At 63.2% G+C, this 23,848-nt stretch carries 22 protein-coding genes; 9 read left to right on the top strand and 13 right to left on the bottom strand.

Annotated elements, in window-relative coordinates; translation table 11 throughout:
- Positions 1-3: 3 nt before the first annotated feature.
- The 3 genes from ACGJAX_RS24360 to ACGJAX_RS24350 form a co-directional block, all read right to left on the bottom strand.
- Complete coding sequence (locus ACGJAX_RS24360; protein ID WP_390956456.1) at positions 4-1,410, bottom strand: aldehyde dehydrogenase family protein; 1,407 nt, start codon at positions 1,408-1,410, stop codon at positions 4-6.
- Between the two features lie 189 nt (positions 1,411-1,599).
- Positions 1,600-2,178: a hypothetical protein gene (locus ACGJAX_RS24355; RefSeq protein ID WP_390959986.1), complete on the bottom strand. Its 579-nt coding sequence runs from the start codon at positions 2,176-2,178 to the stop codon at positions 1,600-1,602.
- A gap of 114 nt (positions 2,179-2,292) precedes the next feature.
- Positions 2,293-3,210, bottom strand: coding sequence for a LysR family transcriptional regulator (locus tag ACGJAX_RS24350; protein ID WP_090320252.1), 918 nt, complete (start codon positions 3,208-3,210; stop codon positions 2,293-2,295).
- Between the two features lie 143 nt (positions 3,211-3,353).
- Here ACGJAX_RS24350 and ACGJAX_RS24345 point away from each other — a divergent pair, with 143 nt between their 5' ends.
- From ACGJAX_RS24345 to ACGJAX_RS24320, 6 genes are all read left to right on the top strand, one after another.
- Positions 3,354-4,112, top strand: a complete 759-nt coding sequence (locus tag ACGJAX_RS24345; RefSeq protein WP_090320255.1) for a 5-oxoprolinase subunit PxpA — start codon at positions 3,354-3,356, stop codon at positions 4,110-4,112.
- A gap of 96 nt (positions 4,113-4,208) precedes the next feature.
- Complete coding sequence (locus tag ACGJAX_RS24340) at positions 4,209-4,454, top strand: acetyl-CoA carboxylase (RefSeq protein ID WP_090320258.1); 246 nt, start codon at positions 4,209-4,211, stop codon at positions 4,452-4,454.
- A gap of 11 nt (positions 4,455-4,465) precedes the next feature.
- The gene (locus ACGJAX_RS24335; protein ID WP_390956455.1) at positions 4,466-5,839 is read left to right on the top strand and encodes an acetyl-CoA carboxylase biotin carboxylase subunit; all 1,374 of its coding nucleotides are present in this window, start codon (positions 4,466-4,468) and stop codon (positions 5,837-5,839) included.
- Entirely contained in the window at positions 5,836-6,708 is an 873-nt protein-coding gene (locus ACGJAX_RS24330) for a carboxyltransferase domain-containing protein (RefSeq protein WP_390956454.1), read from the top strand. The genes ACGJAX_RS24335 and ACGJAX_RS24330 overlap by 4 nt, the downstream gene beginning before the upstream one ends.
- The gene (locus ACGJAX_RS24325; protein ID WP_390956453.1) at positions 6,705-7,679 is read left to right on the top strand and encodes a 5-oxoprolinase/urea amidolyase family protein; all 975 of its coding nucleotides are present in this window, start codon (positions 6,705-6,707) and stop codon (positions 7,677-7,679) included. Before ACGJAX_RS24330 ends, ACGJAX_RS24325 begins: the two co-directional genes overlap by 4 nt.
- 111 nt (positions 7,680-7,790) lie before the next feature.
- The gene (locus ACGJAX_RS24320; protein ID WP_390956452.1) at positions 7,791-9,113 is read left to right on the top strand and encodes a purine-cytosine permease family protein; all 1,323 of its coding nucleotides are present in this window, start codon (positions 7,791-7,793) and stop codon (positions 9,111-9,113) included.
- A 100-nt stretch (positions 9,114-9,213) separates the two neighbouring features.
- On the opposite strand, the gene ACGJAX_RS24315 is transcribed toward ACGJAX_RS24320, so the two are convergent.
- Complete coding sequence (locus ACGJAX_RS24315; RefSeq protein WP_390959983.1) at positions 9,214-10,020, bottom strand: helix-turn-helix domain-containing protein; 807 nt, start codon at positions 10,018-10,020, stop codon at positions 9,214-9,216.
- Between the two features lie 96 nt (positions 10,021-10,116).
- Here ACGJAX_RS24315 and ACGJAX_RS24310 point away from each other — a divergent pair, with 96 nt between their 5' ends.
- Positions 10,117-11,073 carry a threonine dehydratase gene (locus tag ACGJAX_RS24310; protein WP_390956451.1) on the top strand — a complete coding sequence of 319 codons (957 nt, stop codon included), beginning with the start codon at positions 10,117-10,119 and terminating at the stop codon, positions 11,071-11,073.
- 198 nt (positions 11,074-11,271) lie between these two features.
- Here the strand turns inward: ACGJAX_RS24310 and ACGJAX_RS24305 are convergent, their stop codons facing one another.
- The 9 genes from ACGJAX_RS24305 to ACGJAX_RS24265 form a co-directional block, all read right to left on the bottom strand.
- Positions 11,272-12,858, bottom strand: a complete 1,587-nt coding sequence (locus tag ACGJAX_RS24305; protein ID WP_090320275.1) for an arylsulfatase — start codon at positions 12,856-12,858, stop codon at positions 11,272-11,274.
- A 250-nt stretch (positions 12,859-13,108) separates the two neighbouring features.
- A complete protein-coding gene (locus ACGJAX_RS24300; protein WP_390956450.1) occupies positions 13,109-13,741 on the bottom strand; it encodes an SDR family NAD(P)-dependent oxidoreductase in 633 nt (210 codons plus the stop codon).
- Positions 13,738-14,385, bottom strand: coding sequence for a TetR/AcrR family transcriptional regulator (locus tag ACGJAX_RS24295; protein WP_247254950.1), 648 nt, complete (start codon positions 14,383-14,385; stop codon positions 13,738-13,740). The genes ACGJAX_RS24300 and ACGJAX_RS24295 overlap by 4 nt, the downstream gene beginning before the upstream one ends.
- 74 nt (positions 14,386-14,459) lie before the next feature.
- Positions 14,460-15,284 (bottom strand): SDR family NAD(P)-dependent oxidoreductase, encoded by an 825-nt coding sequence (locus tag ACGJAX_RS24290; RefSeq protein ID WP_090320282.1) that lies wholly within the window; start codon positions 15,282-15,284, stop codon positions 14,460-14,462.
- Positions 15,285-15,314: 30 nt separating this feature from the next.
- On the bottom strand, positions 15,315-15,731 hold the full coding sequence (locus tag ACGJAX_RS24285; protein WP_090320285.1) for a MaoC family dehydratase: 417 nt from the start codon (positions 15,729-15,731) through the stop codon (positions 15,315-15,317).
- Between the two features lie 14 nt (positions 15,732-15,745).
- Positions 15,746-16,186, bottom strand: a complete 441-nt coding sequence (locus tag ACGJAX_RS24280) for a MaoC family dehydratase N-terminal domain-containing protein (protein WP_090320288.1) — start codon at positions 16,184-16,186, stop codon at positions 15,746-15,748.
- A 29-nt stretch (positions 16,187-16,215) separates the two neighbouring features.
- Complete coding sequence (locus ACGJAX_RS24275) at positions 16,216-17,400, bottom strand: lipid-transfer protein (RefSeq protein WP_090320291.1); 1,185 nt, start codon at positions 17,398-17,400, stop codon at positions 16,216-16,218.
- Positions 17,401-17,428: 28 nt separating this feature from the next.
- Complete coding sequence (locus tag ACGJAX_RS24270) at positions 17,429-18,529, bottom strand: acyl-CoA dehydrogenase family protein (RefSeq protein WP_245706732.1); 1,101 nt, start codon at positions 18,527-18,529, stop codon at positions 17,429-17,431.
- A 294-nt stretch (positions 18,530-18,823) separates the two neighbouring features.
- A complete protein-coding gene (locus ACGJAX_RS24265) occupies positions 18,824-21,640 on the bottom strand; it encodes a LuxR C-terminal-related transcriptional regulator (protein ID WP_390956449.1) in 2,817 nt (938 codons plus the stop codon).
- A 197-nt stretch (positions 21,641-21,837) separates the two neighbouring features.
- Here ACGJAX_RS24265 and ACGJAX_RS24260 point away from each other — a divergent pair, with 197 nt between their 5' ends.
- Both ACGJAX_RS24260 and ACGJAX_RS24255 read left to right on the top strand, forming a co-directional pair.
- A complete protein-coding gene (locus ACGJAX_RS24260) occupies positions 21,838-22,992 on the top strand; it encodes a CaiB/BaiF CoA-transferase family protein (protein ID WP_090320300.1) in 1,155 nt (384 codons plus the stop codon).
- 33 nt (positions 22,993-23,025) lie between these two features.
- Positions 23,026-23,829: an enoyl-CoA hydratase/isomerase family protein gene (locus tag ACGJAX_RS24255; protein WP_090320303.1), complete on the top strand. Its 804-nt coding sequence runs from the start codon at positions 23,026-23,028 to the stop codon at positions 23,827-23,829.
- Positions 23,830-23,848: the final 19 nt, after the last annotated feature.

The raw sequence follows: 23,848 nt of genomic DNA, 5'->3' as shown, positions 1-23,848 counted from the left end.
CAATCAGCCGCGAACCGCCCGGGAGCGCCAGACCATCATCTTTTCGATCTGCATCTCTTTCATGGTGTGTGGAATGCCGCCCACACCATGCCCGGACAGGCGCGCGCCGGCGAACGGCATCCAGTCGACGCGGAACAGCGTGTTCTCGTTGACCATAACCGCCGTGGCATCCAGTTCCTGGTAGCACTGCATCGCGGTGTCCAGATCGCGGGTGAACACCGCGGCCTGGAAAGCATAGGGCAGGGCGTTGGCCAGCTGGATCGCTTCGGCCAGATCGTCATAGGCGTAAACCGCCACCACCGGGCCGAACACTTCCTTTTGCATCACATTCGAATCGATGGGCGGGTTGAGCAGCACGGTGGGTGCATAGCCGTTGTGGTCCAACACGCGGCCACCCGAGATCAAACGGGCACCGCCGGCGACGGCTTCATTGACCCATTGGTCGACGCGATGCACTTCACGGGCGGAAATCAGCGGGCCGACATCGGTACGGATATCGGTCGGATCCCCGACCACCATGGCATCGCCCAATTGGCCCAGGCGCAGGGCGACTTGTTCAGCAATGCTGCGCTCGCAGAAAATCCGTTGCACGCTGACGCAGGCCTGGCCGGCATGCCAGAAACCGCCACGGGCGATACGCGGCAGGGCGTCGTCAAGGTCGGCATCCGCAGCAACGATCACCGGCGCCACGCCGCCATGTTCCAGCGCGCAGCGAGTGCCCGGTGCCAGGGTCGAGCGCAGCATCCAGCCGACCGGTGCCGAACCGATGAAGCTGAAGAAGCCCACGCGCGGATCGGCGACCAGCTTGCCGGTGACGGCGTTATCGGTTGGCAGCACCATCTGCGCCCAGCCTGTCGGCAGGCCGGCTTCGGCCAGGATGTGCAGGAGCGTGCGGCAACTGAGTGGGGTATTGGCTGCCGGCTTGACGATCACCGGGGCGCTGACGGCAATGGCCGGCACCACCTGATGCACGATCAGATTGAAGGGATGGTTGAACGCCGAGACGGCCGCGACCACACCGATCGGCTCGTATTGGGTAAGGGCCACGCGGTTCTGCGAAGTGGCGTTGAGTCCCATCGGGATCACGTGCCCGCCCTCGGTACGCAGCACCTCGATGCAGTTCAGGATGCCATCGATGCCGCGCTCGACTTCGGTGATCGAGTCCTTCAGCGGCTTGCCGCCTTCGCTGGCCGCCTGGGTCGCGATCTCGACCTTGCGCGCGGCGATCAGCTCGGCGGTGCGCTGCAGGATTTCAATGCGTTGCGGCTTGGACAGCCACTGGGTCCGGTCGCGAAAAATGCCGTGGGCGACGCTCAGCGCCTGCTCGACATCCGCCTCGGTGGACACCGCCACCTGGCCGATCACGGCACCGTTGTAGGGGGCGTGCACCGTCAGGGTTTGTTCGGACATGGGGCTTACCTCAGGGGACAAAAGAATATTCGATGGGGGTGGTTGCAGGCAGGATCCAGGGTCATCGACCTGCGGGCACCACGGTAGTGCGCAATGCCGGTTTTCAAAAATGAATAATTGAAAGGGTGTTGTTCACTTTTAGAGAAACCCCTTGGTGAATCGTTGCAGGCTACGCCTCCTGTCGAATCTTCAGAACCCCAGGCAGCCGAAACAGACGAAGGCCACCGCAACGGCGATGCCAAACGCGGCCGCGGCCTTTTTCGAGGAGTTGACCCGGGGCGGGGTGTGGCTCATCGGCGGCAAACCGGGCATCGACAAGGCGTTGAGATCGCGGCGACGGGGCAGGATCACCTGCCAGGTGTAGCGCAAGCCCAGCAGCACGGAGAGGGCCAGCAGGCCGAAGACCAGCGAACGCGCCACAGTGGATTGGGCAACGGGGACAGCGGTCTCCTGTTGGCAGATCGCGCTATTGAATTCCACGACGCTGATGCGCTGATAGGCCGTCAAGGGCAGTTTTCCGTCATTTTTGACCGCCGCCAGTTGCGCCAGGTCCAGGTCCTGATACTTCCACAGCGTTGACGATCCTTCACGGCAATAGGTGAAAGCGACAGGATTCTGCGCTCTGATAATGCAGGCGTCATTGATACCCAGTTTTTTCAGGGTCTCGTTCGCTGACCGGGTGAAGTCCAGGTCGAAGACCGGCATCACCCCGGTGGCAGAGGCCCCGAACGCCACCAACAGGCAACCCATGGCGCAGATGGATGACATTTTCAAAGTCGGCGCTCCCTGGAAGACGGGTGGCTTTTTGTTATAGGTGCGGAGCCTGGCTGCAAACTGCCTTCGATCAAGTCTAGACGCTAACCTCTCGATGCCGGCGGCTTTTTAGCGGCGTGCGGAGAGCTGTTGTGGCGCCAGAAAAGCGTCGTGGAAGTAGTTACGAAAGGCCTGCATCGCCGGGCTGAATTCCCGTTCACGGTGCCAGGCCAGGCCCACGCTCATGGGCGTGACCTTGTCGGTGACGGTCAGGGTTTCGATGCGTTTGCCTTCCAGCGACCAGGGGCGGTGCACCAGGTCCGAGAGGATCGCCACGCCGCTGCCATTGGCGACCATGCTGCGTACCGCTTCCACCGAGCTGGTCCGTACCCGCACGTTCGGCTGCTGGTGCGCATGTTCCCAGTAACGCATGGCGCTTTGTTCGGCCTCGTCGACGGTCAACAGGATGTAGGGTTCCTTCGCCACGTCGGCAAGGCTGACGGCCGAGCGTTCACACAGTGGATGGTGGCTGGGCAGCCAGAGTCGGCGTTCGGAATTGAAGAGAATTTCCGAAACGATGTCCGGGTGAGTCAGGTTCGCCGTGAGCACCACCGCCATGTCGAAGCGGCCCTCCAGCAAGCCTTGTTCGATGGCCGTGCGCTCTTGTTCGTGAACTTCGATGGCCACGTCCGGATGCCAGTGCTCAAGCCGTTGCAGATGATGCGGCAGGAAGTAGCCGATCACCGTGTAGCTCGCCGCCAACCGCAACAGGCCGCTGGCGCGGACGTCCGGCAGCGGGCTGTTCAATGCGTCATCGACGCTGCGCAAAATCACGTAGGCGCGATTGAGAAAGTGTCGCCCGGCATCGGTCAGGCTCATGCCCTGGGCCGAGCGCTGGAACAACAGCGTGCCGAGCATTCCCTCCAGTTCCTTGATCGCGGTGGTCACCGCCGACTGGGAAATATTCAAATGAATCGCCGCCTGGGAAATCTGCCCGATCTCGGCGGTGGCGACGAAGTAGCGGACCTGGCGCAGGGTCAGTGACATGGGCACTCCGGGTGACGGGGGATCTGATTTTCAGAGCTATCTGTTTTTCAGAACATGCCCTCTCTGATAATAGATCTTCCCAAGGGGGGTGGCGGGAATTTAACTTGGCCTGCATGAAGTCACAAGCGTCAGGAGCAAGCGTCATGCAAGCAGTAGATTTCAACTCGGACATGGGCGAAGGCTTCGGCCCGTGGACCATCGGCGATGGCGTCGACAACGAACTGATGGCGTTCATCAGCTCGGCCAACGTCGCCACCGGTTTCCATGCCGGCGACCCCGGCACCATGCGCCGCACGGTCGAACGGGCCAAGGCCCTGGGTGTAGCTGTGGGTGCGCATCCGGGCTTTCGCGATCTGGTCGGGTTTGGCCGCCGGCACATCAATGCCCCGGCTCAGGAGCTGGTCGACGACATGCTTTACCAGTTGGGTGCCCTGCGTGAACTCGCCCGGGTCCAGGGCGTGGCGTTGCAACACATCAAGCCCCACGGCGCGCTCTACATGCACCTGGCCCGGGACGAGCAAGCCGCGCGTTTGCTGGTGGAAAACCTCCAGCGCCTGGAGCCCGATTTGCTGCTGTATTGCATGCCCGATTCGGTGATCTGGCGCGTCGCCAAAGAGCTTGGCCAGCCGGTGATTCGCGAGTTCTACGCCGACCGTGAGTACGACCTCAGCGGCTCCATCGTCTTTACCCGCAACGTACGTGCCTACGACCCGACCCAGGTGGCCGCGCGGGTGCTGCGGGCCTGCCAGGAAGGCGTGGTTCGCACGGTCGAGGGTGAAGACCTGGCGATCGAATTCGATTCCATCTGCCTGCACAGCGACACCCCCGGTGCCCTGGCGTTGGTCGAAGCCACCCGCAGCGCGCTCGATAACGCCGGCATCACGGTTCGCGCTCCGCGCTGAATCAGCACGAGTCACCGGGCACACAGACGCCCGGGATTGAATAACGATTCATTTTTTTTTGCCTGCCTTTCTACAACTATTCCAAGAGGAACAGACATGGCCGAACACACTGTCATCACCCCATTGCCAGGGACCTTCTATCGCAAAGCCACGCCTGAATCGGCGAACTACGTCGAGGTCGGCGCGCAGGTCAGCGCCGACACGGTGATTGGCCTGATCGAGGTCATGAAGCAGTTTTCCGAACTGACCGCCGGGACGGCCGGTCGCCTCAGCGCATTCCTGGTCGAAGACGGTGATCCGGTGGAGCCGGGTCAGGTTGTCGCAACACTCGACGACGAGTGAGGGGCACGATCATGACTCAAGGCATTCGTAAATTACTGATCGCCAACCGTGGCGAAATCGCGGTGCGGATTATCCGCGCCGCCCAGGCACTGGGGATTCCCACCGTTGCCGCGTGCAGCGAAGCGGACGTCGATTCCCAGGCGGCGCGCATGGCCGACGAGGTGCACCTTCTCGGCCCGGTTCGGGCTGACAAGAGTTACCTGAATGTCGAGGCATTGCTCGGCGCCTTGAACGCCACGGGCGCCAATGCGGTCCATCCCGGTTATGGCTTCCTCTCGGAAAACGCCGACTTCGCCGAGGCGGTGCTGGCGGCCGGGGCCATTTTCGTCGGCCCGAGCCCGGAGACGATCCGGCGCATGGGCGACAAGGCCGAAGCCCGGCGCACCGCGCAGGAAGCGGGCGTACCCGTGGTGCCCGGTTCGGCCGGTGAACTGTTCGATGTCGAATCGGCGCTCAAGGCTGCCGAAGCCGTTGGCTTCCCACTGTTGATCAAGGCCTCGGCCGGCGGTGGCGGGCGGGGTATTCGCCTGGCGGAAAACGCCGAACAACTGGCTGAAGAGTTCCCCCGTTCCCAGCGCGAAGCCCAGGCCGCGTTCGGCAACGGCGCGGTGTACCTGGAGCGCTTCATCAGTCGGGCGCGGCACATTGAAGTGCAGGTGTTGGGCGACGGTCAGCACGCGGTGCATTTGTTCGAGCGCGAGTGCTCGCTGCAACGTCGGCGGCAGAAGATTTTCGAGGAAGCGCCATCGCCGGCCCTCAACCCGCAGCAGCGCGAGACGCTCTGCGCCAGCGCCGTACGCCTATCCGAGTCCCTGGGCTACAAGGGCGCGGGGACCCTGGAATACCTGTATGACGACGCTACCGGCGAGTTTTTCTTTATCGAGATGAACACGCGGATTCAGGTGGAACATCCGGTCAGCGAGTTGATCACCGGCATCGACCTGGTTCAGGCCATGTTGCGCATTGCTGGCGGCGAACCGCTGGGCCTCAGGCAAAGCGATATCCGGCTCAATGGCGCGGCGCTGCAAATGCGCCTGAACGCCGAAGACCCGGCACGGGACTTCTTCCCCAGCCCGGGCCTGGTCGAGTCCCTGGTCTGGCCGCAAGGCGAGGGCGTTCGGGTCGACAGCCATCTCTATCAAGGCTATCGCGTGCCGCCTTACTATGACTCGCTGTTGGCCAAGCTGATCGTCCATGGTCGCGACCGTGCCGAAGCCCTGGCCCGTGCCCGTATTGCCGTGGAGCAAACCACGCTCACCGGCATGGCCAGCACCTTGTCGCTGCACGGCCAATTGTTGCAGCAACCCTGGCTGCACAGCGCCGACTTCCATACCGGCACCCTGGAAACCTGGCTGGCCGAGCGCCGCACTGGAGGTCAAGCATGAGCACTCCCATCCGCTACAGTTTTGGCGCCGACGAGCATTTATTTGCCGAAGTCAGCGACAGCATGTCCCTTGAAGCATTCTTCAAGGGCATGGCGGTCACCCGCGCGGTGGAGCGCCTGGCGCTGGATGGCGTGCTCGATGTGTGCCTGGCCAATGCTTCGTTCCAGATTCGCTTCGACCCGGACCGCATCGCACCGCACACCTTGCTCGAAGCCGTGCAGGGGGCCGAGGCCGAGGCGGTCGCCGAACGCACCTTGCAGACCCGGATCATCGAGATTCCGGTGCTCTATAACGATCCCTGGACCCACGAAACCCTGATGCGCTTTCGCGACCGTCACCAGGACCCGAGCGCCACGGACCTGGAGTACGCCGCGCGGATCAACGGCCTGGCGGACGTCGAGGCGTTCATCGCCGCCCACAGTGGTGCGCCGTGGTTTGTCTCGATGGTCGGCTTCGTCGCCGGCTTGCCGTTCATGTTCCAGATGGTCGAGCGCGAGCGTCAGTTGCAGGTGCCCAAATACCTGAGACCACGCACCGACACGCCGAAGTTGACCCTGGGACATGGCGGTTGCTTCGGCTGCATCTACTCGGTGCGCGGTGCCGGCGGCTACCAGATGTTCGGCGTCACCCCGGCACCGATCTATGACCCGCAGCAGAACCTGGCGTACCTCAAGGAGCACATGGTGTTCTTCCGGCCGGGTGACATCGTGCAATTCAAGCCGATGGACCGTGAGGCCTATGACCGGGCGGTGGCCGACGTGGAAGCCGGGCGCTTCGATCTGCGGATCCGCTCGGTGGAGTTTTCACTGGATGCCTTTTTGGCCGATCCCGTCGGCTATCCCAAGTCGCTGCAGGAGGTGCTGGCATGATCAAGGTACTCAAACCCGGCCTCGCCACGTCGGTACAGGACCTGGGGCGCGAAGGTTACTACCACCTGGGCATTCCGCCTTCCGGCGCGCTCGACCAATACGCCTTGAGCGCCGCCAACCAGTTGGTCGGCAACCCGGCCGGGGCGGCGGCGCTTGAATGCACGTTGCTGGGCCCGGAGCTGGAATTCCAGCAGGACGCACTGGTGGCGGTGTGCGGGGCGCACATGACGCCGAGGGTCGATGGCGTGGAGATGCATCACGACACGGCGTTCCCGGTGAAGGCCGGGCAAGTGTTGCGTTTCGATTTTCCCAAGGCCGGCGCGCGTGCCTATCTGGCGGTGGCCGGCGGCATCGATGTACCGCTGGTGCTCGGCAGTCGCTCGACTTACGCCTTGGGCGCGCTCGGCGGTTTTCAAGGGCGACGCCTGATGGCCGGGGACGTCTTGCCGGTGGGGATTGCCAGTGGCAAGGGCCGCGCCGGGGCCAGTCTGCCCATGGCATTGCGGCAGTCGCTGGGAGGCGAAATCACCCTGCGCGTCGTGCCGGGGCTGTACTACGAGCGCTTGACGCCAGCGGCGGCGGACAGCTTTTTCGCCGAAGCCTGGACCGTCGGTTCCGAAGCGGACCGCATCGGCTATCGCTTCAAGGGCGGCAGCGCGCTGACCTTCCAGCCGCGTGAGCAACCCTTCGGCGCCGGTTCCGACCCCTCGAACATCGTCGACAGTTGCTACCCGATCGGCTCGATCCAGGTGCCTGCCGGGCTCGAACCGATCGTGTTGCACCGCGATGCGGTGTCCGGTGGCGGCTACGCGATGATCGGCACCGTGATCAGTGCCGACCTCGATTTGATCGGCCAGATGCAGCCCAACCAGAAGGCCCGTTTCAAAGCGGTCACCCTGGAAGAAGCACTGGAAGCACGACGCTCCTATAAGAAAAAACTCAGCTGCCTGAGCAAGCTGTTCCCTTCCTGATTCTGCCCGCCGCACGGCGCGGGTCATGCCAAACGGTAAGCCAACGCCGCACTTCGGTGCGGTGACGGCTGCCCGCGCTTCAACCTTTGACTGGTTCTGGAGTTCACGCATATGGCTGCTTTATCGCAATCGAGTCAAACCGGGCAAGACCCGGCCAATCACCCCGTTCCCGCCGACGCGCGCATGGGCCGACTGTCCCTGACCATGGCCTGGTGGGCGGTCTGCAGTGCGATGTTCTACATCGTGGTCGGCGCATCACTGGCGTTGTCGTACGGCGCCCGCAATGCCCTGATCGGCATGCTGCTGTCGGTGATCAGCTACGGCCTGGTCAACACGGTGCTCAGTCGCTTTGCCATCCGCAGCGGGTTGTCGGTGGCGTTGTTTTCTCGGTTGCTGTTCGGCAGCACCGGGGCCTGCCTGGCGACCCTGATCTTCTTCTCGACGGCCATCTATTACGCGGTTTTCGAAGGCTCGGTGATCGCCGTGGCGCTCAACCACCTGTACCCGCAGTTGATCTTCCCGCTGGCGGCGTTGCTGGTGGTGCTGTACAGCGTGCCGATGATCCTGGGCAGCGTGCAGCACTGGCTGGACAAGCTCAACGGCGTGTTGCTGCCGGTGTACCTGGGTGGTTTGCTGGTGGCGGTGGGGCTGTCGATCAGTCGTTATGGCTACCAGCCGCAATGGCTGGATTTCGGCCCGGCAACCCCCAGTGCCTTCGGGTGGTGGGACTGCTTCGTCGCCTACATGGGCGTTTGGGTGCTGATGCTGTTCACCTTCGACTACGCCCGTTTCGGCAAGCCCGAGGACGCCGAGTACCACGGCCGCTGGAACTTCGGCATGCCGTTCTACGCGGTGACCTTTGTGCTCAATGGCGCGGCGGGCATCTATCTGGTCAGCAGCATTCCCCATGAAGGCGCACTGAACGAAGTTTCGGTGGTCATGGCGATCCTGCAAATGATGGGGCTGTGGGGATTGTTGTTCGTCTGGGCCACGCAAACCCGGATCAACACCGCCAACTACTACCTGGCGACGATGAACATGCAGGCGTTCTTTGCGCGTTTTGGCGTGCGCGGTTCGTACCTGGCGTGGGCGCTGGCGGTCGGGGTGATCGTCTACGGTCTGATGCTCGCCGATGTGTTTGCCTACCTGCTCAAGGCCCTGGCTTATCAAGGCATTTTCGTCGTGGCCTGGGTCGGCGTGGCGTTGGCGCAGATTCTCTGCGGCCGCAGTGACGTGGCCGCGCTCGAACGGGTGACCGCGTTCAATTCGGCGGGCTTGAGCGCCTGGTTCGGCGCCACGGGATTGGGACTGGCTCTGATGTTTTCCGGCCCCGGCTGGAGCAGCTTTTCCGCACCCTCGACCGTGATCGTGGCGTTCGCCTTGCAGGCGGGGCTGTCCCGTCGTAGCCGGTTGCGGTTGCAATTGGCTGAGTAGGGGGGCTGGGATTCGGCCTGCGATAGCCTGCTCCAGTAAAAGGGAGCGGGCGTCGGGATGAGCGTGCGACGCAACGTTGCAGAGGATGCAGAGACCTCGGCTACCTGCGCAACTGCACCGGACTCACACCAAGGCGTTGCCTGAACGTGGTCGCCATGTGCGCCTGGGAGTTGAAACCACAAGTGTGGGCGATCTGCGCCAGGGTGGTGGTTGAGTCGCGCATCAGTGCACGGGCCTTGGCCACACGGCGGTCGATCAGGTAACTGTGCGGGCTTTGGCCCGTCGCGTGCTTGAAGGCGCGAATGAAATAGCCCTCGGACAATCCCAGCAAGTCCGCCATCGCCTGTACACCCAGCGGACCGTCGAGGCCTGCGTCGATGAACTCGTCGAGCAGCCGCATCCGGCTGGCGGTGATGGCGCCCAGGGCGGGCGCCGACTTTGCCTGATGGTCGTTGGTCCGTTCAGCGAGGGCGAGTGCCCAGGCTTCCCAATCGTCCAGGGCAGAAGCCCGTAACAACGCCGCGCGCATTCGCAGTGCCAGGGTTATGGCCTGCTGATCGATGCGATTGTTGAACGCGCGGTCCCCCACCAATGGCACACCATCGGTGCGCATGACCCGCAGGTATTCACCGCCGTTGGGCGACTCGGACAGCACATCGCACCCGGCGGGGACGAAGGCCAGGCCATTGGGCATGGCTTCGAAGGGCAGGACCCGGTCGCTGCCGATGGCGTGCAGGCCTCGCTGGCTGTCGAAGGCAAAGCCGATCGCCGATTGGGTGGCCACATATCGGGTCGCATAAGCGGCGCCGGGTAGCAACTCGATCGCCCAGGGCCCGGCCTCGACACGACGGGCCGGTTCAGATGGGAGCGGGGAGGGTGGGCGGTTTCGATGGCTCATGCCCACCATAGTAATGAACAGGCCGCGCAAAAGTCAGGTCAGTTTTCTGAAAGCCGGGGTGATCGAGCCCTGTCTAGACTGGGCAAAACCTCAGGGAGACCCTTCATGCACAGACTGACTCGCGACGAAATCGAACACGCGGCACGCCACGTGTACCAGGTCATGCCGGCCACCGCCCAGTACGCCTGGCCCTTGCTGGCCGAACGCCTGGGCTGCACGGTGTGGGTCAAGCACGAAAATCACACGCCGACCGGTGCGTTCAAGGTGCGTGGCGGCATCACCTTCATGCACTGGCTCAAGGCTACGCACCCTGACGTCCGGGGGATTGTCAGCGCCACTCGCGGCAACCACGGCCAGAGCCTGGCACTGGCGGCCAGCGCCCTGGGTTTGCGGGCGTTGATTGTCGTGCCACAGGGCAATTCGCTGGAGAAGAACAACGCCATGCGCGGCTTTGGCGGCGAAGTGGTCGAGTATGGCCGCGATTTTGACGAGGCTCGTGAAGAGGCCGCGCGCCTGGCGCAAGCGCATGGCTTGTATCTGGTGCCGCCGTTCCATGCCGAGTTGGTCAAGGGCGTGGCCACCTATGCGCTGGAACTGTTCAAGGCCGCGCCGGACCTGGATACCGTCTACGTGCCGATTGGCTGTGGCTCGGGGATCTGCGGGGTGATCGCCGCCCGTGACGCATTGGGCCTGAACACCCGGGTGGTGGGCGTGGTGTCCACCGAGGCAGCGGCGGCCAAATTATCCTTTGAAGCGGGCGAAATCCTCGAAACCGCCACGGCCAATACCTTCGCCGACGGCCTGGCCGTGCGCAAACCGGTGCCCGCCGCCTTTGATATCTACGGGGCGGCCGCGGCGCGAATCGTATCGGTCAGCGAGGATGAGATCGCCGAGGCCATGCGCGTGTATTACACCGATACCCACAACCTCGCAGAAGGCGCCGGTGCGGCGGCCCTGGCGGCGCTGATGCAGGAGCGTGAGGCGATGGCGGGGAAAAAGGTCGGCGTGGTGTTGTCGGGCGGGAATGTGGATCGTGCGGTGTATGCCAGAGTGATTGGGTGAAAAAAGGGATCTTACGCAATACCTGTAGCCAGCCTGCTGGCGATGATCGTTAACGGTAACGCGTATAAGCGGGTTAAACGCGGGGCAATTGAGACCATCGCTGGCAAGCCAGCTCCTACAAGGGACTGTGTTTCACAAACCAGTTACAGCCGCAAAAAAAAGGCCGCCATCCACTCGCCTGTGGACAGCGGCCTGACATCAAGGCTTGGCCGGTGCCTTGCTTTTCTCTTCGATCTTCGCGTCTACCGCCGCACGAATCTGGTCGATGCTGAAGCTGGCCGGTTTCTGGCTGGGTGGGTACTCGATGAAGGTCTGCAGGAATCTCGCGGCTTTGGCCACGCCCGCTGCCAGCAGGTAAGAGTTTTTCACCATCCAGTCGTTGTACTGGTCAGACACAACATCTGCCCGCTCATAAGGGTCCATCCGCAAGTTGAACAGCTTGGGCACGCGCAACGGCACGAAGGGGCTGCTCCACACCGCGAAACCGCCGGGTTCGCGTTGCTCGGCGAAGACCACTTTCCAGTTGTCGTAGCGCATCGACACCAGCACGCCGTCATCGTTGAAGTAGTAGAACTCGCGACGTTCGCCCTTGGGCTGCTGGCCGGTCAGGTAGGGCAACTGGTTGTAGCCGTCCAGATGCACCTTGAAGCTGGTGCCGCCCGAGGTGGGTGCCCAGCCTTTGAGCAGCTTGTTTTTAACGTCCGTTTCACCCGCCGCTGCAAGCAGCGTAGGGAACCAGTCCATGCCCGAGAACATCTCGTTGGACACTTCACCGGCCTTGATCTTGCCCGGCCAGCGAACGATCGCCGGCACGCGATACGCGCCTTCCCAGTTGGAGTTTTTCTCGTTGCGGAACGGCGTGGTCGCCGCGTCCGGCCAGGAGAACTGGTTCGGGCCGTTGTCGGTGGTGTAGACGACGATGGTGTTGTCGGCGATTTTCAGGTCATCGAGGGTCTTCAGCAGTTTGCCGACGTCGCCGTCGTGTTCGAGCATGCCGTCTGCATATTCGTTGCCGGGCATGCCGCTCTGGCCCTTCATCGAATCGCGTACATGGGTGAACACGTGCATGCGCGTGGTGTTCATCCAGACGAAGAACGGTTTGTCCGCCTTGGCCTGCTTCTCCATGAACGCCTGGGCGGCGGCGGTGGTTTCGTCGTCGATGGTTTCCATGCGCTTGGTGGTCAGCGCGCCGGTGTCTTCGATCTTGCCGTCGGCGAAGCTGTGAATCACCCCGCGTGGCGTGCGGGACTTGACGAAGTCCGGGTCATCCTTGGGCCAGTAGGGGCGCTCGGGCTCTTCCTCGGCGTTGAGGTGATAGAGGTTGCCGAAGAACTCGTCGAAGCCGTGGTTGGTCGGCAGGAATTCGTCCTTGTCACCCAGGTGGTTCTTGCCGAACTGGCCGGTGGCATAGCCAAGGCCCTTGAGCGCCTGGGCGATGGTGATGTCGCGTTTCTGAATACCGATCGGCGCACCCGGTACACCGACTTTGGTCAGGCCGGTACGCAGCGGTGATTGCCCGGTGATGAACGACGAGCGCCCGGCGGTGCAGCTGTTCTCCGCGTAGTAGTCGGTGAACAGCATGCCTTCGTGGGCAATGCGGTCGATGTTGGGGGTCTTGTAGCCGACCACGCCCATGGAATAGGCGCTGATGTTGGTCTGGCCGATGTCATCACCGAAGATCACCAGAATGTTGGGTTTTTCCGCGGCGCCGGCCGTTGCCGACAGCGCCATGACCGTAGTCGCCATCAGGGCGAGTTTCGGCAGCCACTTTTTTATGCGAGTCATCTGACTGGCTCCTTGTTGACGGGCGTCGCGCAGGGCGACCAGGCAGCATGTTCAAGCGTCATCAGGGACGACACGCCACCCGAATCAGGTGGTTGCAGGGGGCTGGCCAGCGAAGGCGTCAGCCCATCCAGCATCAATGCCGGCAGAGCCGGCGCCATTGCGAGCAAGCTCGCTCCTGCAGTGGCCGTTGATCGAACGGGAGCTCCGGCGACATACCTGGCGCGGGTGGTGCCGGAAACCGGGCAGGCCGTCAGAGGCCTGCATTGTCGATATGCAGCACGGCACCGGTGACGCTGGCACCGGCACCGCTGGCCAGCAACAGCAGCGGACCATCCAGTTCTTGCAGGCCGGCGTTCTTGCTTTGACCGGCAGCGATAACGTTGACGCGTATGCGGTGTGGCGTCAGCGACTGGGCCATGGCGCGGCTCATCCGAATGAGGCTGCTGTCGGTGCGCAGGCAGGGGTTCGGCTCGCTGATGGGGCGCGGTGGCGGCTCGATATTGACGATGCTGCCACCGCGTTCGGCCCTGATCATATGCAGGCTGGTGCAGTGAACGACGTGATTGTTCAGGGCAACGTGTTCGCATTCGGCGCTGTTATTGATCAGCACGTCGACACTGCCGAAACGCTCCTGCACGGCGTCCAGCGCGGCTTCGATACTGGGGCGGCGGGCGCTGTCGAGGCTGACGATCAACACTTCGCCACCTTCCCAGCGCAGGTCGGCGGCCAATTGCTCCAGTTGCGAAGGATGCTTTGCGCCGAGGGCCACCCGGGCTCCGGCAAGGCTGGTCAGACGGGCGAAATGCGCGCCCAGCCGGGTGGTGGCATCGGCCACCAGAACGGTCTTGCCGGCCATGGAAAACGGTTGCATGAGATTGCTCACGGGCGTACCTCCATTGGCACGGCGCGCCGGGTCAGTACGGCTCGCGGCACAGCGACCCGCGGTGAAGTGATGGGCGTGGCACCGAGCATCTTCAGCACCAGTTCCGAGTAATGCCGAATAACGTCATCGATCCCCCAGCGACCATTGTCCTGGTACCAGACGCAGGCGTGGGTGAGCATGTTGAACAGGGTGCGGGCCATCAGTTTCGGTTCGGCGCAACTGAGCGAACCTTCCTTGACCCCTTGCTCCAGAACTTCCTGCAACGCTTTGAGGTACAGGCGCCGCGCCTGGCGGACCTGCTCCAGATCCTCTTCGGCGAGGCTTCTGAATTCCAGGTTGCCGAGCATCGCCTCGTCCTGGTGTTCGAGGTGATAGCGCACGTGGCAGGCGATAAAGGCGAGCAGTTTTACATCGGCGGTGACAGCCTTTTTCGGCCGGCGACGCGTCCACTCCCGGGACAATCCCTGGAAGTACTCGAGGATCAGCTCCAGTAGCAGTTCGTTTTTGCCTTTGTAGTACAGATACAGCGTCGAGGCGTTGATGCCTGCTTCAGTGGCGAGCTGACGCAGGCTCATCGAGCCGTAGCCGTTACGCGAGATCAGTTTGATGGCGGCCAGGCGGATGTTGTTTTCAGTCATGTTCATGGTGTGATCCTGCGGTCATCAAAACTTGAACACAGCGATTGTGGCGAGGGAGCAAGCGCCCTCGCCACAGAGACTTATTGCAGATTGCCGGCGACAGCGATGGTCTGGGCAGTGATGTAGTTCGACTCCGGCGAGCAGAACAGATACACCGCGTCCGCCGCTTCCTGCACGGTGCCCGGACGACCCAGCGGGTTGCGCTGGGCGAACGACTTGGCCGCTTCCGGACTGATGCCGACACGAATGTCACGGCCTTCGATGTTCACCGTGGCGCCTGCGTGGGCGTCGGCCTTGGTCATGCGGGTTTCGATGAAACCGAAAGCCACGGCGTTGACGTTGACCTTGAAACGACCCCATTCACGCGCCAGCGCACGGGTCATGCCGATCACGCCGGCCTTGGCCGAGGAATAGTTCATTTGCCCGGCGTTGCCGTTCAGGGCCGACACCGAAGAAATGTTCACCACTTTGCGGAACACTTCGCGCTCTGCCGCCGCATCGGCCTGGGCCTGGGCCTTGATGATCGGGTAGGCCGCACGCAGGATGCGGAAAGGCGCGGTCATGTGGCAGTCGAGAATCGCGTACCACTGCTCGTCGCTCATCTTCTGGATCACGTCGTCCCAGGTGTAGCCGGCGTTGTTGACGATGACGTCAATGCTGCCGAAGTTGTCCATCGCGGTCTTGATGTAGCGGTCACCGAAGTCAGGGGCGCTGACGTTGCCGTGGCAGACAGCGGCTTCGCCACCCAGCTTGCGGATCATTTCAGCGGTCTCGTGGGCCGGATCGGCGTCCAGGTCGTTGATCACGATGCGCGCGCCTTCGCTCGCCAGTTTCAGGGCGATCTGCTGACCGATGCCGCGACCGGAACCGGTGACCAGTGCGACTTTGCCTTCGAGTTTTGCCATGGGGTGTTGCTCCTCAGTGATCAGTGTTGTTTACAGAGCGATCACGGCGTCACCAACGATCTTGGTCTCGCCGTATTGATTGGTGGTGCGCACTTCAACCTTGATGCGTTGCTCGCCGTCGACTTCAAAGCGGTCGACGACGGCACCGGTGCAGGTGATCTGGTGGCCCAGGTGGGTGATGCCGAGAAAACGCACGCCGAACTCGCGCAATTGGCGCTGATCGACCCACTGCGTCAGCAGGCGACCGAGGTACGCCATCGACAGCATGCCGTGGGCAAACACATCGGGCATGCCGGCCCGGCGGGCGTAATCGGTGTCGATGTGGATGGCGTTGTGATCCCCCGACGCACCGGCGAACAAGGCCAGGGTGGTGCGGTTGATCGGCGGCAGGGCCAATGGCGGCAGGGTGTCGCCGATGTTGATTTTTTCCAGGCTTATCGCGTTCATCTGTGTTCTCCGCTTCAGCTGTTGCGCTGCACAAGCACGCTGCGCAGGTCCGCAACATGCTCACCGTGCTGATTGGTGACTCGGGTTTCGCGCACCACGAATTCCAGGGCGCCGCCTTTCTTGTCGTAGATGTCGGCGATGCGCACATCGAAGCGCAACGTGTCGCCGGCATAGGCCATGCGGTGATAACGGAAGGATTCTTCGCCGTGCAAAATGCGCGCGGTGACGATGCCCAGTTCGTCGCGCCAGGCGTTCGAAGGAATCTGGAATTCCAGCGAGAACAGGAAGGTCGGCGGCAGCGGCAGGTTGGGATGCCCGGCATCGCGCGCGGCTTGTTCGTCAAAGTAAATCGGGTTGGTTTCCCCGGTGGCCTTGGCGAAAAAGCGCAGTTGCCCGGCTTCGGCGGTCACGAGGAACGTGGGCAGTTGTCTGCCGATGTGTTTCTTGTCGATCATCTGAATGGCTCCTTTGCTGAGCGGGCGCGTCAGTTTTTCTGGTACACGGTCACCACGCAGGCGCCGCCCAGGCCGAGGTTGTGCTGCACGGCAATGCGTGCGTCCTGCACCTGGCGTTGTTCGGCGGTGCCGCGCAATTGGTGGGTCAGCTCATAGCACTGGGCCAGGCCGGTGGCGCCCAGCGGGTGGCCCTTGGAGAGCAGGCCGCCGGACGGGTTGGTGACCCATTGGCCGCCATAGGTGTTGTCGCCGTCGTTGACCAGTCGCGCGCCTTCGCCCTCGGCACACAGGCCCAGGCCTTCGTAGGTCAGCAGTTCGTTTTGGGCGAAGCAGTCGTGCAGCTCGATGACGTCGACATCTTTCGGGCCGATACCGGCCTGGTTGTAGGCAATGTCAGCGGCCATGCGCGTCATGTCGAAACCGACCACGCGGATCATGTCCCTGGCGTCATAGGTACTTGGCAGGTCGGTGGTCAGCGCCTGGCCGGCCATCAGCACGTCGGTGCGCAGACCGTGCTTCTTCGCGAACGCCTCGGACACCACGATGGCCGCGGCAGCGCCACAGGTCGGCGGGCAGGCCATCAGACGCGTCATCACGCCTTCCCACAACATCGGGGCGGCCATGACTTCTTCGGTGCTGACCACGTTGCGGAACACCGCCAGCGGGTTATTGGCCGCGTGACGGCTGGCCTTGGCGCGGATCCTGGCGAAGGTTTCCAGTGGGGTGCCGTATTTCTGCATGTGCGCGTAGCCGGCGCCGCCGAACTGGCGGATGGCGTTGGGCAGGTCAGGCATGCCGATCAGTTCGTTGGCCAGCACCAGGGCGCGTTCGGTGGCCGGTGCGCGATCGGTCCAGGCGGATTTCAAGGCACCCGGGTTCATGTGCTCGAAGCCAAACGCCAGGGCGCAGTCCACCGCGCCGCTTTGTACGGCCTGGCGAGCGAGGAACAGGGCGCTGGAACCGGTGGCGCAGTTGTTGTTGACGTTGATCAGCGGGATGCCGGTCATGCCCACGCGGTACAGGGCTTTCTGGCCGCAGGTCGAATCGCCGTAGACGTAACCGGCGTAGGCCTGCTGGATGTCATTGAAATCCACACCCGAATCGGCCAGGGCCTGGCGGATCGCTTGTTCGCCCATGACGTCGTAGGGCTCGTTGGTCCCCGGTTTCTTGAACTGGATCATGCCGACGCCAGCAACGAATACCTTATTGCTCATCGTGTGTTTCCTTTTTTGTTTTTGAGGGTCAGAGCTTGCGCGCGATCATTTCGCGCATGACTTCACTGGTGCCGCCGTAGATGCGATTGACGCGCGAGTCGACGAACGCGCGGGCGATCGGGTACTCCATCATGTAGCCGTAGCCACCGTGCAGCTGGACCATGTCGTCGATGCATTTCCACAGGGTTTCGGTGGTGTAGAGCTTGGCGATCGCCGCTTCTTCCAGGGTCAGGCGGCGGCGCATGTGCTCGCCCAGGTAGTAGTCGACCATCACCCGCATGGCCGTGGCCTGGGCCTTGATGTCGGCGAGCTTGAATTTGCTGTTCTGGAAGTCCCAGACGGTCTGGTTGAAGGCCTTGCGGTCCTTCACGTATTCCAGGGTCTGTTCAAGCAGGCGCTCCAGTTTCGCGGCGGCGGACACCGCGATCGAGAAGCGCTCCTGGGGCAGTTCGCCCATCAGGTAGGCAAAGCCCAGACCTTCCTCGCCGAGGCGGTTGCCGACCGGTACGCGCACGTTGTCGAAGAACAGCTCGGCGGTGTCGGCGGCGGCCTGGCCGACTTTCTCCAGCTTGCGCCCGCGCTTGAAGCCGGCACGGGTGGCTTCCACGGCGATCAGGCTGATGCCTTTGGCGCCGGCGGCCGGGTCGGTCTTGCACACGACGATGACCAGGTCGGCGGTCAGGCCGTTGCTGATGAAGGTCTTGCTGCCGTTGATCACGTATTCGTCGCCATCGCGCACGGCGGTGGTGCGCACGGCCTTGAGGTCGCTGCCGGTGCCGGGTTCGGTCATGGCGATGGCCAGGATGGTCTCGCCGGAGCAGATGCCCGGCAGCCACTTCTGTTTCTGTTCTTCGCTGCCGCAGCGATTGATGTACGGGGCGATGACGTCGGAGTGCATGCCGAAGTAGGCGCCACTCACGCCGGCCCGGGCGAACTCCTCGTTGAACACCGCGCTGTGACCGAAGTCGCCGCCACCTCCACCGTATTCGGTGGGCAGGGTGATGCCGAGCAAGCCTTCACGGCCGGCCTTGAGCCAGGTCTCGCGGTCGACTTGGCCGGCTTTGTCCCAGGCAGCCTGACGCGGTACGCATTCGCGCTCGAAAAAACGGCGCGCGGTGGTGCGGAACATCTCATGGTCGTCGCGGAAAACGGTTCGGGCGATATGCACGCAAGACTCCTCAATGATCACGGGCCGGCTTGCTTGGGCCAGGCGCTGATGCAAGGCGCGACGTGCGCCTTTGAACTGAGGGTTACGATAGGGGTGGGGGCTGGTGTGAACGCCACCCGAGGCGGGTGGCGAGACAAAAATCAATCAACTGTGGGAGCGAGCCTGCTCGCGATGGCGGTGTGTCAGTCAACTTTGATGTTATAGGTGCCGTCCTCTTCGCGGGCAGGCTCGCTCCCACAGAGTCTTGCAGGTCTGTTATTGCGGGGCGGGATTACCCTGCGACTCCAGGTCACGCACCCGCGCCACCGCCTCATCGCGGCTATTGACGCCAAGCTTGCTGTAGATGTGGCTCAGGTGCCATTTCACGGTTTCCGGGGACAGCCCCAGGGCGCGGGCGATTTTTTTGTTGGGCAGGGCCTGGGCCAGCAGGCGCACGACTTCGATTTCCCGCTCACTCAACGGCTCCATGCCGGCGGCGAGGGGCTTGCCTGCCGAGGCCGGGGAGGGTTTGCCGGTTGGCGCGGCGGGCACCGTCACATCGGCTGCTTGCAGGCGCTCGACGTAGAACGCCAGCACCGGGTCCAGGGTTTCCTCGTTCGCGATTGCAGAGATCAGTTTCAGTGCGTCCGGGTGGGCGTCGAGCAGGCTGCGCAACAAGCCGAAGCGTTGCCCGCGCCGCAGCGCCTCCATGACGTGATCCCGTGCGGCATCGGGATTGCCGCGCTGGGACTCGATCACGCCACTGAGCACCAGCAGCCGTACTGAGCCGAGCTGGCGGCGGTGCCGTTCACAGGTTTCGATCAACTGTTCGATCCGCTTCAAGGCGCCGTCCAGGTCGCCTTGTTGAATCTGCCAGCGTGCCCGCGCATTCTCGGCCAGGATATGGATTTCCTTGAGGGCGCTTTGCCCGGCATCCGGGTGGCGCGCGTCGATGGCTTCCAGGCGCGCCAGTTTGGCCTGGGCCTGCCCATGCTCACCGAGAATCATCAGCCAGCGCACCTGCCAGGTCAGGCAGTAGGCTTGCAGGCGCTCCAGACCGAGTTTGATCGCGTACTCGTCGAGCCGCTCGACATAGGCCAGGGCTTCCTGATGATTGCCCGCCAGCCATTGCACATTCCACAGCACCTGCATCACGCGCAGCACCGAATCCGGAATCGAGATGCGTTCCAGGATATCGATCCAGCCCGAAAGCAGTTTGAATGCCGCATCGACGTCATTGGTTTCGTACAGCACCTCGCCCAGCAGCGCGGCGGAGAGGTAGGTGGCGTCGGCACCGGCCTTGCCGCACTGGGCGGCTTCATGCATCACATCCCGATAGACCCGTTCCGCCTGCTTCATCTGGCCTTCGAGGGCGTGGCTCAAGCCAATCATGCAGCGCCCCTGCAGACTGCCGGCGGTAGTCCCCACAAGGGGTTCGCCATTGATCAGCAGCAGGGGGCGGTCGAGTTGTATCTGGCGCGCCTTTTCGTATTCGCCCCGGTGCATGTAGAGCCACGAAAGGATGTTGGCGCATGAACCGATGGCCACACTGTTGCTGTCCGGCGGCGGATTGAGCAATTGCGGCAGCACCGTCATCGCCGCGTCGGTGTCGTCACGCTGCAGCGCCAGAGAGGCACGCAGTATCGCAATCATGAAGCGATCATGGACGTCGCTTTCAGGGACGTCCTGGAACAGTTGATCGAGGCTGTTGGCGCAAGCCACGAAATCCCGGGCATAGAGCTGCATCCTGGCCTTGAGGATGCGCAGCTTGACCCGCGCCTGCACTTGCTCGACCGGCAGCAGCCGGACCAACTCGATCAACATGCGCAAGTCGCCGTGGGCATACAGCGTTTCGGCGTTTTGCTGCACCAGGTCGGCAGCGGCATCCGGGTCGCCCGCCATCACGGCATGGTGCACCGCTTCATCCAGATGCTGGTGGTCCCGGAACCAGGCCCAGGCCCGCGCGTGCACCGCCTGTTGTTCGGCCTTGCTGCGCGAATCGAAGTATTTGAGCAATGTCTCGCGCAGCAGAGGATGCAGGCGGTACCAGGTTTCGCGCTGGGCGCTGTCCACCGGGATCAGGAACAGGTTGTCCCGTTCCAGGCGTGCCAGCAGGGCATTGGCGTCGCGGACCGCGTCCGGGTTGCCGCTGAGGGCGGCGCATAGCGAGGCACAGAAGCGGTTGCAGACGGCCATGAGCAGCATCAAGTCCAGGTCCGTCGGCGACAGATGGGACAGCACTTCGATTTCGAAAAACTTCGCGAACGCCTGATCGTCCCGCACCTGTGTCTGGTCGGTTGCGGCAACGAGCGGTCGATTTTTCTTGCGGCTGACGGCCAGCAATTGCAGTCCGGCCACCCAGCCATCGGTCAATTCATGCATCAGCTTGGCATCGCGGGCGCTGATGTCGCCCAGTTGAGCCTTGAGAAAGCGTTCGGACTCGCCGGGGGTGAAGCGCAAATCGCGCAGGTTCAGTTCCAGCACCAGTTCCTGGCTGCGCAGCCGCGCCAGGGACAAAGGCACGGCACTGCGTGACACCAGTGCCAGGTGCAGATTGGCCGGTGCGTAGTCGATCAGCCATTGCAGGGCCTGATGAATCCCGACGTCGGTCAGGTGGTGCAGGTCATCGAGGACCAGCACCAGTTCGCGGCCACGGCTGGCAATACTGCGCACCAGGGTGATGACGGTGCGTTCTACCGCTTCGCTGTCGATACCACGACCTTCCAGCTGGGTGGCTTCGTGTACCAGATCCGGGTCGACCTGGCCGAGGCTGGCCAGCAAGTAATCCAGGAAGCGGGTCAGTTCGTTGTCATCGGCAGACAGCGTCAGCCAGGTCACGTCGAAGCCCAGCGGCAGCAGCGCCTGGCGCCAGGCAATCAGCGTCGAAGTCTTTCCGCATCCCGCGGGCCCCTTGAGCACGATGCAGCGCTGGCGACGCGCCTTGAGCATTTGTTCCTGGAGCAGTTCGCGGGAAATCAGACGCCCGGCACTGCGTGGCGGGATCAGTTTGGTACTGACGATCGGCGACTGGGTCGGATTCAAGACCGGGCTGGAAGGCGTGTCCGAGGCTGTGGACTTGCGGGGTTTATCCATGGGGCTGTCCGAATCTTTTTTGTTTTGGGAAGGCACTGAATCCAGAGGAGTGTAACGCACCGCCAGCCAGTCATGGCCCTGTGTTTGGCATTCGCCACCCGATGCGGGTGGTGGTCGGCGAATAAGGGATTGATTAACTGGACGCCACAAAATAGGGGTGCTGCAAGGCGCTCCGTCAGAACAATGGAGCGGCGGCAATGGGTGTACTGAGCGGCATTCGAGTGGTGGAATTTGAGGCAATCGGCCCGGCGCCTTTTGGCACGATGCTGCTGGCGGACATGGGGGCCGACGTGGTGCGGATCGACCGTCCGGTGGCTGCGAGCGACCTGGGTCCGAAGTTTGAAGGCAAGCGCGCCGACATTACAGGGCGCAATCGGCGTTCGGTCACTCTGGACCTGAAATGTCCGCAAAGCGTCGCCGCCGCGCTGGAATTGATCGAACGAGCCGATGTGCTGATCGAAGGCTTTCGCCCTGGCACCATGGAGCGTCTGGGCCTTGGCCCGGAAGTGGCGCTGGCGCGCAATCCACGGCTGGTTTATGCACGCATGACCGGTTGGGGCCAGACCGGGCCGATGGCTGACCGTGCCGGCCATGACCTGAACTACATCGCCTTGTCCGGCGTGCTGTCGACCATTGGCCCGGCCGGTGGGCGGCCGGTCCCGCCACTGAACCTGGTGGGCGATTACGGCGGTGGCGGCATGCTGATGGCGATGGGCGTGCTGGCGGCGCTGGTGAACGTGCAGCGTGGCGGGGCCGGACAAGTGGTCGATGCGGCCATGACCGAAGGCGCGGCGCAGTTGGGTTCGGTGGTCTGGGGCCTGTTGGCCGGCGGTCACTGGACCGAACAGCGCGGCAGCAACCTGCTCGATGGCGGTGCGCCGTGGTACGACACCTATGAAACCCGCGACGGGCAGTACATGTCGATCGGTCCGATCGAGTCGCGATTCTACGCGCAAATGCTGGACATTCTCGGGTTGGCAGGCGCCGACCTGCCGCGTCAACACGACCGGGCTGGCTGGCCGCGCTTGCGTGAGGCCTTTACCGCGGCCTTTCTCAGTCGCACCCGGGCAGAGTGGGCCGACGCGTTTGCCAGCAGCGACGCCTGCGTGGTGCCGGTGCTGGGCCTTGCTGAAGCGGCCGAACATCCCCACAGCGTGGCCCGCGGCAGTTTTATCAAAGTCGATGGCGTCGTCCAGCCCGTCCCGGCACCGCGTTTTCTCGGCACGCCTTCGGCGCAGCCACGAACGGCACCGCAACGCGGCGAGCACGGTCAAGAGGCGTTGCGCGACTGGGGTTTCGACAGCGTCGCCATCGAGCGGTTGCATTCGCTGGGCCTGGGCTTCAAGGCCTGACCTCCCTCCCATAAAAACCATAGAGGTTAGTCCATGGCCATACAGTTCAAGATCATCGATCACGTGGCAGTCATTACGCTCGATGCGCAACTGTCGAACAATGCGCTGTCCATCAGCGACTTGATGCACCTGCGCAAGACGCTGGTGGCTTGCCAGGATGACGAGCAGGTGCGGGTCATCGTGCTGACCGGTGCCGGTGAGCGGGCATTCTGTTGCGGCGCGAGCCCGCGCGATCCTTCGCGCGGACTGTCCGGTTTTGTCGCCGGCGCACTGAAAAGCCGCGAGACCGAGGCTGAGGAGGGCGGCTACGCGCGTCTGTTCGACCTCAGCGATCTGGAGATCTGGAAGCCGGTCATCGCCGCCATCAATGGCGCTTGTCTGGCCGGTGGTTTTGAACTGGCCCTGCAATGCGACCTGCGCATTGCGGCCGAAAGCGCCGCGTTCGGCTTGCCCGAAGTGCGCGATGCGACCATTCCGGCGGCCGGTGGCGTGCAATACCTGCTGCGCGCGGTGCCCGCCGCCCACGCCATGAAAATGGCGCTGACCGGTGAGCCGATCAACGCTCAGGAAGCCTTGCGCATCGGACTGGTCATCGACCTGCTGCCACAAGAACGGTTGATGGCCGCCGCCCTGAACCTGGCCGAACGCATAGCCGCCAATGGCCCCCTGGCGGTGCAGTCGATCAAGCAGCTGGCGGTGCAGACGGCACACCTCACGCCCCGCGACTTTGTGATTCAAGCCCACTTGCACTGGGGGTTGCTGCGCGACAGCCAGGATCACGCCGAAGGGCGCGTGGCGCTGGCCGAGCAAAGGACGCCCAAATACATCGGTGCATGACGCACCGCCCAGTGACTGT

Origin of the sequence: Pseudomonas moorei (genome assembly GCF_042846945.1) — a bacterium.
Taxonomy (GTDB): domain Bacteria; phylum Pseudomonadota; class Gammaproteobacteria; order Pseudomonadales; family Pseudomonadaceae; genus Aquipseudomonas; species Aquipseudomonas moorei.
The sequence above is the reverse complement of the archived record's forward strand: the minus strand, read 5'-3'. Positions and strand labels throughout refer to the sequence as shown.